The organism is Microbacterium sp. zg.Y1084 (genome assembly GCF_024623595.1).
In the GTDB taxonomy this organism is placed as follows: Bacteria; Actinomycetota; Actinomycetes; order Actinomycetales; family Microbacteriaceae; genus Microbacterium; species Microbacterium wangruii.
Genome location: NZ_JANJGV010000009.1, coordinates 165579 through 183547, shown reverse-complemented (window position 1 = coordinate 183547; position 17969 = coordinate 165579). Strand labels below are relative to the sequence as shown.

The following is a 17969-nucleotide window of genomic DNA, read 5'->3' as shown; positions in this document are numbered from 1 at the left end:
TCTCGTTTCGGCCGAGCGGTTCCTGAGGGTCCCACGCAAAGGGGCGGCGGGCTCCTCGGCTAGACTCGTTAGGACGTTCCGCGACCGAAGCCGGACCGCCCGGCGACCCGCCGACCTACCGACACGCGTGAAGCGAACGCGAAAGACCCATGCGCCTTTTTATCCAGATCCCCTGCCTCAACGAGGAAAACACGCTCCCTTCGGTTCTCGCAGGGATCCCGCGTGAGATCGACGGCGTCGACGAGATTCATGTGCTCGTCGTCGATGACGGGTCCTCGGACGCCACCGTGAAGGTCGCGCGTGAACACGGGGTCAAGCACTTCGTGGTCCACACGCGAAACATGGGTCTCGCCCGTTCGTTCCGCGACGGCGTCGATTACGCGCTGAAGCACGGCGCAGACGTGGTCGTGAACACCGATGGCGACAATCAGTATCCGCAGGATCGGATCGGAGACCTGGTCCAGCCGATTCTCCGGGGCGAGGCGGATATCGTCATCGGCGACCGGCAGACCAAGACGATCGCCCACTTCTCCGCATTCAAGAAGCTGATGCAGGGGGTGGGTAGCAGCGTCGTGAACTTCGCGGCGGAGACGGACCTCCCGGATGCCGCGAGTGGCTTCCGCGCATACTCGCGGGAATCGCTCATCCGGCTCAACGTGGTGACGCAGTTCAGCTACTGCATGGAGACGATCATCCAGGCAGGGAACAAGCGATTGCGCATCGCCAGCGTTCCCATCAGGACCAACCCGAAGACCCGCGAGTCCAGGCTCTTCAAGAACATCTTCCAGCACATGGGCCGCTCCGCGCAGGCGATCATGCGCAGCTACGTGATGTTCAAGCCCCACGCGGTGTTCCTCACGCTCGCGGTCGCGTTCCTCATCGGCGCAGCGGTGCCATTCGTAAGGTTCCTCGTGCTCACGCTGCTGGGCGTCGCGGGGGAGCACATCCAGTCGCTGATCTTCGGATCCGCGATGCTGGTGGGCTCGTTGCTGAGCTTCGCCCTGCTCGTGATCTCCGACATGCTCCGGACGAATCGAACACTGATGGAAGACGCGCTCGAACGCGTGAAGCTGCTTCAGTACGCGCCGGAGAACACGCTCGATCCGAATGTGGCCGACATCGCCCACGCGGCGCAGCATCCATCCCTGCCCGTGAGCGTCCGTGCCGTCGAGGGCGCCACGTCGCCGACCGCACCCGTCAGCAGGGTCGCTCGAGAGCACGAGATGACCGCCGACGAGCGGTCGTGACCCTGGTGGCGCTCTACAGAACCCATCAGCGACCGAACGAGAAAGGCACCGCGTGCTGACCACGCTCAAGCGCATCGCGAAGGACCTGCTTGCGATCACCTGGATCCGTCGCGTGTACGAGTTCGGCAATCGAGCCGTCCTCGAGACCTTCGGCTCGAGTCGCGCACTGACCCAGATCTGGTATGTCGTCAGCTTCATGACCTTCAACCGTGAGCAGTCCGCGGTGCTCCGGGGTCGTCGCGACTACTACCGCAACAAGCACCGCGACCGGGTCTCTCACGTCGAGCTGCGGCGCAACATCCACCGATTGGAGAAGGGACTCATCATGCGCCCTCGGCGCGATGTGTTCGCTCGTGACTACATCACGGAGACCATCGAGTTCTATGAGGAAGCGGCCGCTCAGCATCGAGCGCGGCCGGACTCGATGGAAGCGAGCGAGATCGAGTGGGCGCACGACGTTCTCGCGGAGTATTTCCGAGTGGCCACCGGCCCGGACGCGACGATCGCTGCCGCGCGCGATAGGTTCCATGCGGCAACGGGGGAGAGGGAGTCCACACACAAGATCCCTCATCCCAAGGAGAAGCTCTCCGACATCGCCTACGAGGATCTCGAGCTCCTCGTCACCCAGCGGCGCAGCGTGCGATGGTTCGAGCAACGGGCGGTCCCCCGAGAGGACATCGACCGCGCGCTGACCGTCGCCCGGCAGGCGCCGACCGCCTGCAACCGTCTGCCGTACGAGTTCCGGGTGTTCGACGACCCAGCGATGGTCCGTGAGGTCGCCTCCATCCCGTTCGGTGCGGCGGGTTACGCGCAGAACATCCCCACCATCATCGTCGTCGTCGGCAAGCTGGAGTCCTACTTCAGCCCGCGCGATCGACACGCCATCTATGTGGACAGCTCGCTCGCGGCCATGCAGTTCATCCTCGCCCTGGAGACGCTCGGGCTGAGTTCCTCCATCATCAACTGGCCCGATTTCGAGCCGCTCGAGCAGAAGATGCAGCGGACGCTCGATCTGAAGATCACCGATCGCGTCGTCATGCTCATCGCCGTGGGGTACGCCGACACCGACGGCATGGTGCCCTTCTCTCAGAAGAAGGAACTCGACACCTTCCGCCGGTTCAACTGACTACCCTGACGATGGACACTCCCTCGCCACGTCGCGGTCGCCGCATACTGCGTTGGGCCATCACCGTCGCGGTGCTCGCGACGGTGGCCGTCTTCTTCGGGCTGGCGCTCGTCGACAACTGGGATCGTGTCGCGGCCGAGCAGCTGAACCCCGACTGGCTCTGGCTCCCCGCGACGGCGATCTTCGCCGTCGCGGTGCCGCTGACCGGCCTGCTGTGGGCGCGGATGCTGCGCGTCCTCAGTCCGAGCGTCACGCTCGCGGCACGCGAAGCGGTGGCGCTTCAGTGCGCGTCGTGGCTGCTGAAGTACATCCCCGGACAGGTCGGCTCGGTCGTCAACAAGGTGGCGTGGGCCGCGCGCAAGGGAATCAGTCGCTCGCTCGTGGTGATCACGTTTGTCTACGAGAACGTCTTCCTACAGATCGCCTCGATCGTGCCCGCCGGTGTCATCCTCCTGATCAGCCTCGGACCTGGCCTGTTCGGTGACAACGCAGCGCTGCTCATCACGCCGGTCGTCGTGCTGGTGCCGCTGCTGATGATGATGTACAAGCCGTTCTTCCACGGGCTGGTCAACTTCCCGGTCCGCCGCATCCTCAAGCACGACATCCCGCCGCAGTACTTTCTGGGCAGTGTCCAGGTGCTCCGATTCATAGGCGAGTTCGTCGGACCGCGGGTACTCAACGGCGTCGCGTTCGTCATGATTGCCTCCACGGTGGCCTCCGTGCCCATCGAGCACTGGCTGCCCTTCGCCGCCGCCTACGTGCTTGCAGGCGCGATCGGCATCCTCGCGTTCTTCGTCCCCAGCGGTCTGGGTGTGCGGGAAGCGGTCATCGTGCTCGTGCTCAGCCAGTACATCTCGGTCGCTGAGGCGATCATCATCAGCCTGCTCGCCAGGCTCCTGAGCACCGTCGCCGACCTCCTCGTCGCTGCGATCTATCTCTTCACCCGTCGCACCATCGCCAAGGAGCATCGCCCATGACCTCTCCGCACATCACGATCATCGGTTCCGCGCTGTCCGGCAACAAAGGCGCGTCCGCCATGCTGGAAGCGGCTATCCAGTCTCTCGGTGAGCGTCTGGACGCACCCTCCTTTACCCTCCTGAGCATGTACCCCGCGGAGGACGCGGCACAGAACTCCCATCCCAACCTTGAGATCCTCCCTGCGAACCCACGCCAGTTGGGGGTGACGATCAACACGCTCGCGCTCATCTACCGGGTGACGCCCTTCCTGCGGGGCACGCTGCGGCGTCGCTCCCGGGCGATCGCCGCCCTCACCTCGTCGTCCGTGCTCCTCGACCAGGGCGGCATCACCTTCACCGACGGGCGCGAGAAATTCCTGCTCTACAACGTCGCCTCCATTCTGCCCGCCCTCAATACGCGCACACCCGTGTTCAAGTGCGCCCAGGCCGTCGGTCCCTTCCGCCACCCCCTGAACCGCTGGGCTGCGCGCACGTTCCTTCCCCGGGTGCGCACTATCGTCACTCGCGGGAGGATCACCCACGAGTACGCCGAGGAACTCGGGCTGACCAACCTTTCGGCTGGCGCGGACTTCGCCTTCGCTCTGGAGTTGAGCGGGACCGAGGAGAGCGAAGTCGCCGACCACATTGATCTGACCTTCTTCGATCGTGACGTGGTCGGCGTGTGCCCGAGCGTGGTGCTGCAGCGCAAGGTGGAGGCCCGCGGCGGCGACTACATCGGCCAGATCGCCGCATTCATCGAGGGCCTGCGGGCCCAGGGGAAGAGCGTGCTGCTCGTGCCGCACAGCGTGCGCACCGGCACCGAGAAGACCCACAACAACGACCTCCCCCTGTGTAGGGAAATCCATTCGCGGCTGCGGCTCGGGGACGACCTCCTGTTCGTTGACCGGGAGCTGTCGTCGCAGCAGCTGCGTTACCTCATCGGACGCTGCCAGGTGTTCATCGCCAGCCGATTCCACGCCATGGTCTCCTCGCTGGCCATGGGCGTCCCGACGCTCGTCATCGGCTGGAGCCACAAGTACCGTGAGGTCCTCGAGATGTTCGGTCTCGAGGAGTGGGCGTTCGGCCACGATGAGCTCACGCCGGAGCATCTGGCTGATCGCTTCGCCGCGCTGGATGCCCGACGCGACGAGGTGGCCGCACAGCTCACGTCCCGCCTTCCTGCGGTGAAAGCGCGCTCGATCCACCAGGCCGATCTCATCGCTGAGCTCATCCGCGAGTCGCAGTCGCCCGCCTGAGCCCCCAGCTGGCCGCCTCTCCGCGTAGGGGAGGCAGCCGGCCTCGGGTAGAGGTGCGCGCTTGTCGTCGACCCCCGCGTGAGATGCCCTACGCAGCCGGGTTTGCTCGACCGTCGCGGCCTGTGCGTTCCCCCGCAGTCAGACCCTCACCGCGGGTGCGGTCTGCGGCGAAGTCGCACTGTTCTCGTGGAGGATGGTGCGTGCAGCGAGCGCGGTGCCGAGGACCAGGAACGGCACCGTCGCGGCTGGCACAGCGAGGGTGGCCCATCGAGGCAGCGGTGAGTAGGAGTCCAGCCACAGCTTCAGCCCCTCCAACCACGCCGAGAGATCACTGTCCGCGTAGAACCCCAGCCCCGCGATGGCGAGTGCGGCCAGCGTCAGCATTGCCGTGCCCGCGCAGACGACCATTGCCAGCGCGACGCGAGCGGAGCGATCCCTGATGACGTTCGAGGCCGCGATGGCAGCCAGCGCGATCAGCAGAAGCAGCACGGTGAAGAAGTAGCGCCCGTGCAGACCGCGCACAGTTCCGCCCTCGGCATACGTCGACCAGCTCGTACGGATGAACAGCAGCGCGGTAGCTGCTACAGGCGCGGAGAGAACGAGGGCCAGTGTGCGCATCTGCTTGCGGAAGAGCCCGATGGCCAGGAGAAGCAGGCAGCTGACGGTGAGCGTGTCGACCAGGATGTTCGAGAGTGGGACGTTCACTCGCCCGAACCAGCCCCAGAAAGTGGTCGGGGTCACCCGCCATACCTCGTCGATGTATTCGCTGAGGTTAGGCCCGGCTCCTTCCTCCCAGCCTTTGCTCTCGGCGATGAAACCGTGTGGCTGAAGCGTGCGGTACAGCAGCAGGTTGCGCGCCCACCACCACCCTCCTGCGGCGAAAGCGACGACGAGCGGGATGGCTGAGTCGCGAAGTCGCCGAGTCCAGCTCGTTGCGCCGCCCTCACTGAACCATGGGGCGAGGGCCACGAGCAGACCCAGCGGGACGACCGTGCCCTTGACGAGGCATCCGGCGCCGAACACCAGGCCCAGCGCGATCAGCGTGGTCAGGCGCCGGTCGCCACGGAGAACCTTGATCGCAAGCCAGGTGACCGTCCAGGCCATGAGTACAGCCAGGCTGTCGTTGGTGACTGCGGCCATCGTCTGAGACAACTGCGGAACCGCGAAGACGGCGACGGCACCCACGAGCCCCATTGCCCGCGATCGTGTGAGCGTCGCGATCGCGTTCCACGACAACCAGACCAGCGGGGCGGCCAGCAGCGCGCCGAGCAGGCGCGTGATCATCATCGACTGGTCCCAGACGAGATCCTTGACGCCGGGGACCGCGAGGGCCCCGCCGGTGAGCAGATAGTACAGCGGAGGGTGCTGCGTCATCTGATCGACGCGCTCCCCGTTGCCGGGTTGAGTGGCCATCAGCCTGGCAAGCGTGCTCCGCTGATCATGCGGTGTCCGGCGCTCCGCCTGAGCGGCTTCGACCGCGGCAGGGAACCTTGCAGCACCGGGCTCCGGCCAGGTGAACCCCTCAGAGACGCGGACCGACGTCGAGAAGTGAGCGGATTCGTCGGGTGACAGGAACTGTGGCGTCAGCAGGGCCCACGTCCCGCAGAGAAGCGCCATGGCGACCGTGAGGATCCAGATCGACCAGGGGGCGCGTCCCGGGCTCCAGGAGCGCTGCCGGAGCGAGGCCCTGGAGGTCGTTGCCGCGCTCACAGCGCGCTCTGCGGCGCGCGGCGATACGGCGGCAGTTCTTCAATGGCGATGTCCAAGAGTTGTCGCGCCCGCGCGAGGAAGGAGTGCTCGCGTCGAACCCGCTCTGAGATGTCGAGCAGCTCCGCCTCGGAGGGGAACAGCGAATCGAGGGGGCCGGTCAGCATGTCGATGAGCTCCTGCGGTGATGAGAACGTGGCTACAGCGGTGCCGAAGATCTCCTCGATCCCCTCCACCTCATCCGAGATGACGCGCCCACCCGATGCGACCACGTCGAACAGACGGTTCGAGATGAATCCATCGCGGCGCATATCGTTCCAGTGGTCGTTGAGGACAACGGCGGCTGATCCGTACAGATTCCCGAGCTCGTCGTTCGGGACGTAGGCGGCCTCGACCGAATCCGGGGGCAGGATGCCGTCCCACTCGCTCCCGAACACCCGAACGGGGATGCCGGCGCGGACGGGGTAGACCACCGACGGCCGCGCGACGCCCCGACTCTTGCCGACGAAGACGATGTCATCGCTGCGCTCGAGCGGAGGCGTGTGCGGGTGGAACAACATCGGGTCCGTGCACTGGAGGAGTGGTTCCACCGGCAGACCCCATAGTGTGCGTGCACGGTCTGCCCAGAGGGTGGACGCGGCGAGCACGCGGTCGTACCGCGTTGCCTCGGCACGAGTCACCTGATCAGGGTGGCTGATCACCCAGAGCATCGACACGCCGCCCGTGGAGGGCTCGACGCGATCGAGTCCCCGAAGCACGAGCGTGACGTCATCGAGGTATGCCGTGGGTCGCTGGTCGACCTCGTGGTGGTCGATGACCACCTCCTGCCCGAGCGACCGCAGGGCAGACGCCAACGACTCCGCGAAATGCGTGTCGCCCCACGTGCCTCCGGTGGGCCACGCCGGTGAGGCGATGCGAAGCGCCCACCGCAGCCGGGGCGTCGGGACGCCATCGATGTCGATGTACTGGCGGGAGCGGGTGACGACCGGGTGCAGATGACGTGGCGCACGCGCGGCGTGGAACGTGCCGGCGGGCGTGTCCACCCATTCTCCGCCCGCATCGCGCGGTGACACCGACCGGAAGTGGTCGACCGTGAGCCCGAGCGGGCGGAGCAGAGCGTCGAAGTCGGTGGGCGATGTCGAGGCGGTGGCCTCGCGGATGACGGCGAGACTGCCGAGTGGATCTGCGCGGTCGAAGTCGTGCGGCAGATCGATCCGACGGTGCTCGACCTCGGTCAGCACGACGGAGTCGTACGCGCCGAACCGTTCGCGCAGGCGCAGCGTCAGCTCGGTGGTCTCGTACTCGTTGTAAAGAAGCGGGTTGAGCCCCTGCAGCGATTGGAGGTCGCGCGTCGATGCGGCGAACGTCCGCCCCGACGCCGCAGGCGCCACGAACTCCGCCCCCAGCATCCGAGCGTCCTCGCGCGGGTGGCGGCTGAGCAGTTCGACGGGGGCCGCACCGTGCTGCGGGAATCCCGCCCCGACGGAGACGATGGTCGCATCAGGGTGGAGTTGGAGAGGGAAGGCCAGCGTTCGTTCCCGGTCGTTCACAGCCGCGATGAGTCGCCGGACCGAATCGGACTCGAAGCGGCTCGCCGGGTCGGTCACCACGAAGATCTCGCGCTGCGCCTCGGCGAGGACCCGGTTCACGGCGTACGCGAACGGCTCCGTGTTCGGCAGAAGCCAGGGGTTGAGCCCAGGCTCGCGCCGGGTGGCTTCGACCACGCGCAGCCAGTCAGAGGGTGTCGGGTCGATCATCGCGAACACGACGGTGTTCTCGGAGGAGTTGGCGAGCTCGGCTGCGGCGGAAAGCCGGTCGGTCAGCCACGGGTCCTCGCGGTGGGCGAGCACCAGGACAGTCGCTCCGGCGGACAGCGACCGCGACGTGGCGGTGTTCCAGTCGACTGCGTTCTTCAGTCGGACGAACGTGTTCCAGCCGAGCGGCTGCGACGTCGAGATGCGGTCGCGGCCCTCCGCGCGATTCTCATAGATCGCGCCGAGAACGGGCACGTGGGTGAAGGGAAACCGAGCCGAGAGTCGGAGGATGAGATCGTAGTCCACGGCTCGCAGGAGGGTTTCGTCGAAACCGCCCACCTCCGTGAGAGCATCTCGCCGCACGATGAGGGTGTTGAGGTCGACGACATTGCCCAGATCCAGGTTCTCCGGCGACGCGGCGGCCTCCCGGAACATGGCGCGCCTGCCGTTGTCGAGCTCGATGGTCGCGTAGGCGACCGCGTCGCCCTCCCGCTCCATGGCGATCATCATGTTCTCGAGGAACGACGGCTGCCATGCGTTGTCGCTGTCAAGGAAGGTGATGTAGCGGCCGGATGCCTCAGCGATACCGCTGTTGCGCGCCGCGCTCACGCCACGGTGCTCGCGGGGCAGGTAGTGGATTCGCGGGTCCCGCTCGGCGAGCAGCCCGGCGATCGTGGGGGTGTCATCCCACGAGCCGTCGTCGACGATCAGCAGCTCCCAGTTCGGCCATGACTGGTCGAGCACCGACTCGACCGCCCGGCGCAGCTCTCCCGACCTGTTCCAGGTGGCCAGGACCACGGAGATCAGCGGACGCGCCGCAGATTCATCCCATCGTCCAAGGCTCTCAACTCCATGGAAATGCGGGTGGACGCGACGCGCGCGGCGGAGCGCATCGCCCTCACCCCAGGCGCCGAGAGCGTTCCGGTTGACTTCGACGAGGTCTTCCCAGGCGATGGCGTCGCCGACGTGAGTGGGCAGGGCGGTGCGAGGCGCCGCTCTCACGCTGTCCCAGGCATGCCCCACCGGGCCGAGTCTATGCTCGCGTGCACCGGGGTTGTCCTGCATGTATCGCCGGACGTCCCACAGTGGGCTCACCGGGGCATCCCAGAGGCGCTGCCAGATGTAGTCGTATGCGGCGGGGCGGTTCGACCCGGGGAACAGGCCACGGAGGGTGCCGTGATCCAGAAGCGGATTGATGGTCAGCCCTGCTGCGTGGCCCCACCGGACGTAGTGCGCGGCAGCTTCGTCGAGGGAGACCGTATCGAGCCCGAGCTGAGCGGCATACAGGTTCGTGTCGATGAGACCGGACGCGGCGAGGCGTCGGATGCGGCGGAGGTCGTCCGTGGACTCAAAGGCGCGCCGGAGTCCCGGCAGGCGACGGAGCTCGCGGAGCGCGCTCACCGCCGCGTCGAACGGGCCGTTCATGCTCGTCCTCCTCGCACCCGTCGCGGAGTCCGAGTCCGGTAGCCCACCACGCGCCGGGTCAGAGGGTCCAGCTTCGCGGGCCCGTCGTTCTCGTAGGGACGTCCTGGGTAGGCGTGGGCCGTGCGGTTCATGTAGTCACGGACTCCATCGAAGTGCTCGGGGAACGCTCGCTCGCAGCCGGCGAGCAGCCTGTCGGAGCCGAGCCAGTGCGGGTCGTACCGGAGAGTGTCGAACTTGACGACCGGATATCGCTGATCGTCGAAGACGAAGTCGGCGAAGTCGGTGGCCCAGTTGAGGTTGTCTGCTTCAGCCGGATCGAATGCGCGTCGCATGTGGAAGTGGTCGCCGAAACCGTGGAAGCGCGCGGGAAAGGCCCTTCTGCGGCGGATGAGCCAGTGGACGCCCCGGAGATTGGCGAGGCGACGCTCGGCATCGCTGGGCTCGAAGTAAGACCCCAACCGGAAGCCCGCCGATCGCATGGCGGAACTCAGCCCCACCTCCTGGTGCATGATCGCGGATGTGCGGTCCGGCGCCGGGCGGAAGTCCGACCAGAACTGTGTGAAGGCCAGAGACCGCAGGACGGGTTCCTGGATGAAGAGGAAGTAGCTCTGGATGTGCTCGGCATGCCGCCAGGTCTTCGTGAGGCCCCACATCTCCACGGGACGGCGAGCCATCTGCCCGATGACGGGCTCGAGATCGTCGATCACGCTGACATACGAATCGTTGGTCAGGAGAACCTCGTTGAACCCCGCCGCGAGACCGGTGTCTTCCAGGACTTCATGCCACGACCCGAAGTCCTGGCCGAGATTCGAACGCTCCACCACCTCGGCGTAGGGGCCGATCTCGGTCTTCGCCGCGGAAGAGAGAGGGCTGGTGGAGGCGACGATCACACGATCGAAGGATCCGGTCAGCATCCGCAGCTGGCGTACGACATGCGGTGCGACCTCGCCGAGCGCATTGAAGTGCGCGACGACTGCCAGTCTGCGCGTCATGAGACCCGACCCCGCGCGACGTCATCCCGCTGCCTCGGGAGGCGCACTCTCGTGCACGGGCGAGAGGGGGGATCGAAGGTGGGATCGTCTAGCACGCGTTTCTCCGTGTGTGGCTGATGGCGGCGGCGCTTCGATCGTCGACACCGGTACAAACGAGCCTACCCCGGGTGCCGAGCGGGACACGCACCGTGCGGCGCTGCCCCAGCGGACGGACGGCCTAGGATCGACAGAGTGACCACAGCCACCGTCGGTGCGCCCGGCTCGCCGCGGCGCTACCTGCACTCCCTCTGGCTGCTGTCCGCGCGTGATCTGAAGGTCCGCTACGCCACCAGCGCGCTGGGGTATCTCTGGTCGGTGCTCGATCCGCTCGTGATGAGCGGAATCTACTGGTTCGTCTTCACGCAGATCTTCAACCGCGGTGTCGGCGAGGACCCGTACATCGTGTTCCTGATCACCGCGCTTCTGCCCTGGGTGTGGTTCAACGCCTCCATGAGTGACTTCACGAGGGCGTTCAATAAGGACGCCCGGCTCGTGCGCTCCACCTCGATCCCCAGGTCGATCTGGGTCAACCGCATCGTGCTGAGCAAAGGGATCGAGTTCCTCTGCTCGCTGCCCGTGCTGATCGGTTTCGCTGTGTTCGCGGGAGCGCACGCCGGCTGGGGCCTGCTGTGGTTCCCGCTGGCCGTGCTGCTGCAGGCGATGCTGCTGGTCGGACTCGGCCTCATCGTCGCGCCGCTGTGTGTGCTGTGGGCGGATCTGGAGCGGACCACGCGTCTGGTGCTGCGGGCGCTCTTCTACGCCTCGCCGGTGATCTACGGTGTGAAGGACCTTCCCGGCGCCTTCGCCGACCTCGCCGTCATCAACCCGTTGGCCGGCATCTTCACGCTGTACCGCGTCGGCTTCTTCCCCGATCAGTGGGACACCGCGGCGGTCATCGGCGCAGCCTGCGTCAGTGTGCTGGTGCTCGTGCTGGGCGTGCTGGTGTTCCGGCGCCTCGAGCCCGCGGTGCTGAAGGAGCTGTGATGGGCGTCGACTTCGCGATAGAAGCCCGTGATCTGGGGGTGCGCTTCCGCCGTGGCCGCCGTGGCGGCCGCAATCTCAAGGACCTGTTCGCCGGGCGCTCGCGTCGCAGCCGGCCGGGGGAGTTCTGGGCGCTCAAAGATGTCTCGTTCACCGTGCGCCCCGGTGAGGCGATCGGCGTCGTGGGTCGCAATGGTCAGGGCAAATCCACGCTGCTGAAGCTGGTCGCGGGGGTGCTGCTGCCCGACGTGGGGGAGGTCGTCGTGAACGGAGGTGTGGCGCCCCTCATCGAGATCACGGGCGGGTTCGTCGGCGACCTCACGGTGCGCGAGAACGTCTACCTGACGTCGGGGCTGCACGGGATGACGCGGGCGGAGGTGAGCCGTCGCTTCGACGGCATCATCGCGTTCGCCGAACTCGCCGACGCAGTGGACACCCCCTACAAGCACCTCTCCAGCGGAATGAAGGTACGACTGGCGTTCGCCGTCGTCTCCCAGCTCGAAGAGCCGATACTGCTGGTCGACGAAGTGCTGGCGGTCGGGGACAAAGCCTTCCGCGAGAAGTGCTACCGTCGCATCGACGAACTGCTCGCGCAGGGGCGCACGCTGTTCTTCGTCAGCCACAACGAGCGCGATCTGCGCCGCTTCTGCACGCGCGGCCTGTACCTGGACGGTGGGCGTCTGGTGATGGACGCGCCCATCGAGGAGGTGCTCGCGCGCTATGACGAGGACTACGGAACGCCGAAGCGCTGACGCTCAGCGGTCGCGGAACACCTCGCGCCACGACTGCTCGCCCGTGATCTCGGGCAGCGCGGCGCGGTACTGCGCCGACAGTCGTGGCCATTCCCGCCGCAGCCGGCGGTGCAGGCGTACGCTGTCCACCAGCATCCGGCGGTACTTGGCCCGGTCGCGGGTGTAGATGTTCTTCCCGGATCCGTCGGCGGCGCTCACCAGCGCGCTGTCGTAGCGGGGCAGGCGCCACCAGTGCGCGTCGTTCTTGCCGAACTCGACCTCGGGCATCGCCAGGTTCTCCGGGCGGGGCGCGTGCAGCCAGTGCGCGACGAGGGTCGACGCGGTGAACAGCCGCAGCCGCCAGCCGGTGGGGTTGTCGTAGTCGTTTCGCCGGGACCAGCGGAAGACCTGGCGACCGCGACGCGAGCGCAGCGGGACGCCGTCGTCCTTGTGCACGACCGTCTCGGGGAAGCTCGGAGCCAGTGCCCGGGCCTCCGGCATCGCCGTGGCCAGCGTCCGCGTCATGTGCGCAGGGCCGGAGAGCACGTCGCGCAGCGCCTTGTGCCGCAGCGCCACGGGGTAGTACTGCATCATCATCAGGTGCTTCAGGTCCACCCGACGGCTGTGCCGCAGCAGGGTTCCACCGCCCGGCGCGCGCGAGTGCAGCAAGCCGGCGACGATGCGGTTGCGCGCATGGAAGTAGGCCTGCCAGTCGATCGAGTCGTCCTTGCCGACCCAGGACACGTGCCAGAGGGCAGCGCCCGGCAGCGACACCGTGGGGTAGCCGGCGTCGCGTGCACGCAGGCAGAACTCCGCGTCGTCCCATTTGATGAAGGCCGGAAGCGACAGCCCGACGGCGCGGATGACCTCCACCGGGATGAGGCACATCCACCAGCCGTTGTAGTCGGCGTCCAGGCGCATGTGCAGCGTCGGCGACTGCCGCAGGTTCGCCACCGAGAAATCGTGCGGCATGCGCTCCTGGTAGAGCGTGCGCCACATGAACGGCTCGTCGTCGACGACCTCCGCCCACGCGTGCAGCTTGGCGCGATCGAGCAGGTCGAACATGTGGGCGCCCACGATCGTCGGCGTCGAGGCGTAGCGGCCGAAGACGATCGACCGGCGCAGCGACTCCGGCTCGATGCGCACGTCGTCGTCGAGCAGCTGGACGAAGTCGCTGTCGGGGCGGTCGAGGGTCTCGAGCATCGCGCGCGCGAATCCGCCCGAGCCGCCGAGGTTGGGTTGACGGATCACCTGGAGGGTGTCGCCGAGGGCGCCGGCGACCTCGTCGTAGCCCTCCTCGTCGGCGACCAGCTGCGTGCCTTGATCGATGAGGAAGACGCGGTCGACCAGCTCGAGGAGGTCTCCGGACTCGGAGAGGTCGCGCAGCGTCCCGACGCAGTAGTCCGGCTTGTTGTAGGTGGTGATGCCGATGGATGCCCGGCCCGCGCGGACCGGCTCCTGCTCGGTGGACCAGTCGGCCCCCTCGAAGACGGCATCCGTCTCGTCGGCGGCGATGTCGAACCAGATCCAGCCGCCGTCGCTGTACTGATCGAGTCGCAGCGTGAAGTGCGTGGTCGAGGAGCCGGTGACCTCGCGCGTCTCGATGCGCTGCTTCACGCCGGTGCCGTTTGAGCGGTAGACCAGGATGGTCGCCGGGCCGTCGGTGCGCACGGTCAGCGTCACGTCACGCACCGCGGTCCAGTGCTGCCAGTACGAGGCGGGGAACGCGTTGAAGTAGGTTCCGAACGACACCCGGCGGCCGGCGACGATGCGGGCGCGGTGGCGGCCGAGGATGTTGCCGAGCTGGGCGACCGAGCTGACCCGCACGGGCTCCTCATCGATCGACGTCCACGTCTCGGGGTCGACGTAGAGGGGGAGCAGGTCGGGATCCCGGTCCAAGGGCAGGACGGCGGTCTGAAGCACGTGAGCCACGAGGGGCCTCCTCGGTGTCAGTGGTCGGTCGGAGCGGAGACCGCGAGCGGAGGCATCGGCTTCCACGTGGCATCCTTGGCGATCTTGCGCCCGTCGCGGAGACCGCGGAACAGGTTCGACGTGCCACGGACGGTGTGCTCGACGAACAGCAGCCGGATGAGCTCCTTGCCGAAGGTCAGCGCGGTTCCGAGCCCGAACAGCACGGGCTGGTACACGCCCAGCGCCCGGTAGTACTGCTTCATATGACCGCGGTTGCGCATGATGTAGTACCGGTAGGCGTCGCTGGAGGCGTTCATGTGGCGGATGCCCATGTCCCACTGGCGGATCTCACGCGTGCGGCGCAGCACGAACTCGTCGACGATGACGGCGGTGGTCTTTCGCGAGGCCAGCCAGCCGTACATCTGGTCGTCCCAGTAGATGAAGAACCGCGGATCCGGCAGGCCGATCTGCGCGACGATGTCGCGGTGGATGAACATCCCCTCGAAGCAGCCGGAGTTCATCACCTTGTAGCCGGAGTCGTCGAATCCGGCAGGGGCGAAGGGGATCGGAATGGCCATCGACTCGGCGATGCGGTACTGCCAGTAGAACTCGCTGCCGTCGTAGTCGTAGCGCCGCCCCTGGATGGACTTGAACCGCGGGGCCCACGCGCCCATGCGGGCGAGGCCGTCGGGCATGACCTCGACGTCGTCGTCCATGAGCCAGATCCACGTCGATCCCAGCTCGTAGGCGATGCGCATCCCCTCGCTGAACCCGCCGGAGCCGCCGGTGTTGGTGTCCAGGCGCCGGTACACGATCTCGGTGCCGATGCCGTCGCGGAACGATTCGACGACGTCGGTGGTGTCATCGGTCGATGCGTTGTCGACGATGACGAGGTGACCGGGCTTGGGCTCCATGTTCGAGATGCTCTCGAGCAGCCGCGTCAGCAGGCCCGACCGGTTGTAGGTGACGACCGCGATCGTCGCCGAAGCGGGGTCGAAGGGCGCGGAGGCGGGGGCGTCGGGAACGGAGGGCATGGCGCGTCGATCCTACCCCGCCCCGCCCCGGGAGCCGTCTGGGAGGTCCACCGCCGGGGGGAGGTCGGTTCCTGCGGACGCCTCGTCGATGCGTTCGCGCCATGAGCGGGACTGTCCGGCCCGCAGCGCGCACAGCGCGAGCATCAGCCAGCCGTAGCCGGAGAGGGTGAAGCTCTCGAACACCGAGTCGACCAGAAGCGCCACGAGGATCAGCGGTGTCCAGGCGTAGACGATCGATCGCCGCTCGCCGGCGACGACCCAGGAGCGCACGAAGGCGAGTCCCGCGAACACGGCGAACAGCACCAGCCCCACCCAGCCGACCTGGAGGAGCACGTCGAAATAGGCGTTCAGCGCCGAAAGGTGACCCTCGCGCAGGATGTAGTTGATGGTGCCGAACGGGAAGTCGTCGGTCCACGCGCCGGTCCAGCCCCACCCCTGGATGGGCCGCGCCCGCACGAACACCACGATCTGCGCCCACAGGTCGGAGCGGGTCGAGAAGTCGCGAGCGGCACCGATCCAGGCGATGATCGTGTGCCGCCCGAGGTAGGCCACGACGAGTCCGAGAGCGAGCGCGGCACCGAAGGCCCACTGCACCGAGAGGCGCCGCGCGGCGGGGGTGTGCCGCACGACGGCGAGCGCGCCGGTGGCGGTGGCCACGGCGACCGCCAGCACGAGCACGGTGGGGGAGTCCGACAGCGCCGCCAGCGAGCCGGCCAGCACGGCGGAGTACAGCGACACCCCCGGTCGCACCGAAAGGGTGCGGTACTCCACCAGGAAGGTGATGAGGGCCAGCACCGCGACGAACCCGAGCGAGTTGCGGGTGCCGAAAATGCCCTCGATCGGTCCCAGCTGGGCGATGTTCCCCTCGACGCCGATGAAGTTCAGGGGCATGTCGAGCAGGATGCCGGAGAGGATCTCGAGCGCCAGCGACACCGTCAGCAGCACGCGCATCACATCGCCCAGGGCGCGGGCGGTCTGGAGGGTGTCGCGCACATGGCCGATGACGACGGCGATGAACGCCAGTCCCGTCATACCGAGCCATGCCGCGATCGTGCCGGCGGCATCCTGGCTCCACGACACGCTCGCCAGCAGCCACAGGAGGAAGACGATCAGGGTGGTGGGCGCCAGGCGCAGCGCGGAGAGCTCGCGGCGACGCGCGGCGAGGATCGCCGCCCCCACGATGCAGAGCCCCCCGATGATCGTGAGGTAGGTCACGCGGCCGGAGAGCCGCTCGATCACATAGCCGGCGAACACGGCCCCGAGCGCGGCGTGGGTGTAGGCGCTGGCCATCGCGGCCGATGCCAGCAGTCCCGCCGGTCCTCGCCCGCCGGCGAGCGGGATGAGGCCGGTCATGCCGCCCGCGGCGGCAGGTCGCCGCGCTCGTGCGCGAACGTCTGCTCGGCGGGACCGACGCCGACCAGCGGCGCCTGCTTGACCTTGAAGGCGAACAGCACCACCGCCATCCAGCCCCACAGCACCAGCGGACCGGACTCGGCCAACCCCTGCACCAGCAGCACAGCGCCGGTCAGCGTCGGCAGCAGCGTGAGCGGCGAGTAGGGGCGGTCGGCGCGCAGATCCCAGCGGGGCCGGTCCACGGCGAAGAACCAGGACCGCCAGATGAACGCCAGGTAGGTCGTCGCCAAGAGCACGACGCCGATCACGCCCAGTTGCATGAAGACGTCGATCCACATGTTGTGGGCCTGCAGCACCGAGACGCCGTGGTCGATGATCCACCCGTCGAACGCCGGATCCCAGGGGAGCCAGGGCGAGGCGAAGCCCCATCCCGCGACGGGGCGCTCCGCGGCGCGCTCGAGCACGCTCTGCCAGATGCCCTCGCGGCCGGTGAGGTCGGCGGTGCGGCCCAGCAGCCCGAACACCACATCCCGCAGCAGCCAGGCGGCGGCCAGGCCGCCCAGGGCGACGGCCGCGTACACGATGTAGTACCGGGTGCGCTCGCCGGGGCGACGGGTGGTGCGCATGATCAGCACCGTGATGAGCACCACGACGACCATGAGCGCCGCCAGGTAGGCGGTGGCGGAGTCGGCGCGCAGGAACAGGAACGCCGCGGCGGCGATCCACCCCCAGAGGAGGGCGCGGTGCGGCACGCGGGCGGCGTAGCGCACGGCGAACACGATGATCGCGAACAGGGCGGCGTACGCGAGCGGGTTGGCACTGCCGAAGATGCCCTGGATGCGGCCGCCGTCGAACAGGTTGTCGCGCGACCAGTAGACGATCGGGTCGGGTGCGGGAGTCAGCGGGATCACGAACCGCGGAAGGACCGGGCCGCCCACGAACAGCGACACCCACAATTCGAACGCGAGCGAGAGGACCACGACCCACTTGAACGCCGTCGACAGGGCGCGCACCAGTTCGGGCCACGTGAGGATCGCGCCGACGAAGAGCGCCTGGAAGGTCGTCACCGCGAGGAGCGCCAGCGTGAGCGCGGTGGTCTCCGGCCAGGCGGTCCACAGCAGCGACAGCGCCGCGAAGGCGACGTAGGCCAGGGCGAACCAGGGGAGGCGTCGCCACTGCACGATGGGCCGCGCCACGACCCAGACCGCGGCCGACACGACGACCGTGGCCACCCCGATCACGGCGGCGACGGTCTCGCCGAAGGCCAGCACCAGAGCGGTGCCGCAGATCGTGGTCAGCAGCACGAGCACCGCCCACGCCCGCACCAGCAGCACCCCGGTCCGCTCACGCGCAGGGGCCGCCGGGGGCGCGGCGACCGGATGCGTGGTGTGGACGGCCATGGTGTGTTCAGGCTACCGCTCGCCACTTCGCGTGCAGCGCGGGCGCGCGCGTAGGCT

13 protein-coding genes are annotated in these 17969 nt (G+C 67.7%); 6 read left to right on the top strand and 7 right to left on the bottom strand.

Annotation, left to right across the window (positions count from 1 at the left end; all coding sequences use genetic code 11):
• Nucleotides 1–149 precede the first annotated feature (149 nt).
• From NQ165_RS11235 to NQ165_RS11220, 4 genes are read left to right on the top strand one after another with little or no spacing between them, the layout of a single operon-like run.
• Nucleotides 150–1247, top strand: a complete 1098-nt coding sequence (locus tag NQ165_RS11235; RefSeq protein WP_257533490.1) for a glycosyltransferase family 2 protein — start codon at nucleotides 150–152, stop codon at nucleotides 1245–1247.
• Between the two features lie 52 nt (nucleotides 1248–1299).
• Nucleotides 1300–2373, top strand: a complete 1074-nt coding sequence (locus NQ165_RS11230; protein WP_257533488.1) for a nitroreductase family protein — start codon at nucleotides 1300–1302, stop codon at nucleotides 2371–2373.
• Between the two features lie 11 nt (nucleotides 2374–2384).
• Nucleotides 2385–3350, top strand: coding sequence for a lysylphosphatidylglycerol synthase domain-containing protein (locus NQ165_RS11225; protein ID WP_257533486.1), 966 nt, complete (start codon nucleotides 2385–2387; stop codon nucleotides 3348–3350).
• Nucleotides 3347–4585 carry a polysaccharide pyruvyl transferase family protein gene (locus NQ165_RS11220; RefSeq protein WP_257533484.1) on the top strand — a complete coding sequence of 413 codons (1239 nt, stop codon included), beginning with the start codon at nucleotides 3347–3349 and terminating at the stop codon, nucleotides 4583–4585. Before NQ165_RS11225 ends, NQ165_RS11220 begins: the two co-directional genes overlap by 4 nt.
• A gap of 138 nt (nucleotides 4586–4723) precedes the next feature.
• Here NQ165_RS11220 and NQ165_RS11215 read toward each other — a convergent pair whose 3' ends face one another.
• The 3 genes from NQ165_RS11215 to NQ165_RS11205 form a co-directional block, all read right to left on the bottom strand.
• Complete coding sequence (locus NQ165_RS11215; protein ID WP_257533482.1) at nucleotides 4724–6202, bottom strand: DUF2142 domain-containing protein; 1479 nt, start codon at nucleotides 6200–6202, stop codon at nucleotides 4724–4726.
• A gap of 89 nt (nucleotides 6203–6291) precedes the next feature.
• Entirely contained in the window at nucleotides 6292–9471 is a 3180-nt protein-coding gene (locus NQ165_RS11210; protein WP_257533480.1) for a glycosyltransferase, read from the bottom strand.
• Nucleotides 9468–10463 (bottom strand): rhamnan synthesis F family protein, encoded by a 996-nt coding sequence (locus NQ165_RS11205; protein ID WP_257533478.1) that lies wholly within the window; start codon nucleotides 10461–10463, stop codon nucleotides 9468–9470. The genes NQ165_RS11210 and NQ165_RS11205 overlap by 4 nt, the downstream gene beginning before the upstream one ends.
• A 231-nt stretch (nucleotides 10464–10694) precedes the next feature.
• Here NQ165_RS11205 and NQ165_RS11200 point away from each other — a divergent pair, with 231 nt between their 5' ends.
• Together NQ165_RS11200 and NQ165_RS11195 are read left to right on the top strand one after the other, a co-directional pair.
• Complete coding sequence (locus NQ165_RS11200) at nucleotides 10695–11486, top strand: ABC transporter permease (RefSeq protein WP_257533476.1); 792 nt, start codon at nucleotides 10695–10697, stop codon at nucleotides 11484–11486.
• Complete coding sequence (locus tag NQ165_RS11195) at nucleotides 11486–12235, top strand: ABC transporter ATP-binding protein (RefSeq protein WP_257526552.1); 750 nt, start codon at nucleotides 11486–11488, stop codon at nucleotides 12233–12235. Before NQ165_RS11200 ends, NQ165_RS11195 begins: the two co-directional genes overlap by 1 nt.
• Nucleotides 12236–12238: 3 nt before the next feature.
• Here NQ165_RS11195 and NQ165_RS11190 read toward each other — a convergent pair whose 3' ends face one another.
• The 4 genes from NQ165_RS11190 to NQ165_RS11175 are packed head-to-tail and all read right to left on the bottom strand — an operon-like array spanning nucleotide 12239 to nucleotide 17912.
• Nucleotides 12239–14146 (bottom strand): glycosyltransferase, encoded by a 1908-nt coding sequence (locus NQ165_RS11190; protein WP_257526553.1) that lies wholly within the window; start codon nucleotides 14144–14146, stop codon nucleotides 12239–12241.
• Between the two features lie 17 nt (nucleotides 14147–14163).
• On the bottom strand, nucleotides 14164–15159 hold the full coding sequence (locus tag NQ165_RS11185) for a glycosyltransferase family 2 protein (protein WP_257526554.1): 996 nt from the start codon (nucleotides 15157–15159) through the stop codon (nucleotides 14164–14166).
• Between the two features lie 12 nt (nucleotides 15160–15171).
• On the bottom strand, nucleotides 15172–16512 hold the full coding sequence (locus NQ165_RS11180) for an O-antigen ligase (protein ID WP_257526555.1): 1341 nt from the start codon (nucleotides 16510–16512) through the stop codon (nucleotides 15172–15174).
• Complete coding sequence (locus tag NQ165_RS11175; protein WP_257526556.1) at nucleotides 16509–17912, bottom strand: O-antigen ligase; 1404 nt, start codon at nucleotides 17910–17912, stop codon at nucleotides 16509–16511. The genes NQ165_RS11180 and NQ165_RS11175 overlap by 4 nt, the downstream gene beginning before the upstream one ends.
• Between the last annotated feature and the right edge of the window lie 57 nt (nucleotides 17913–17969).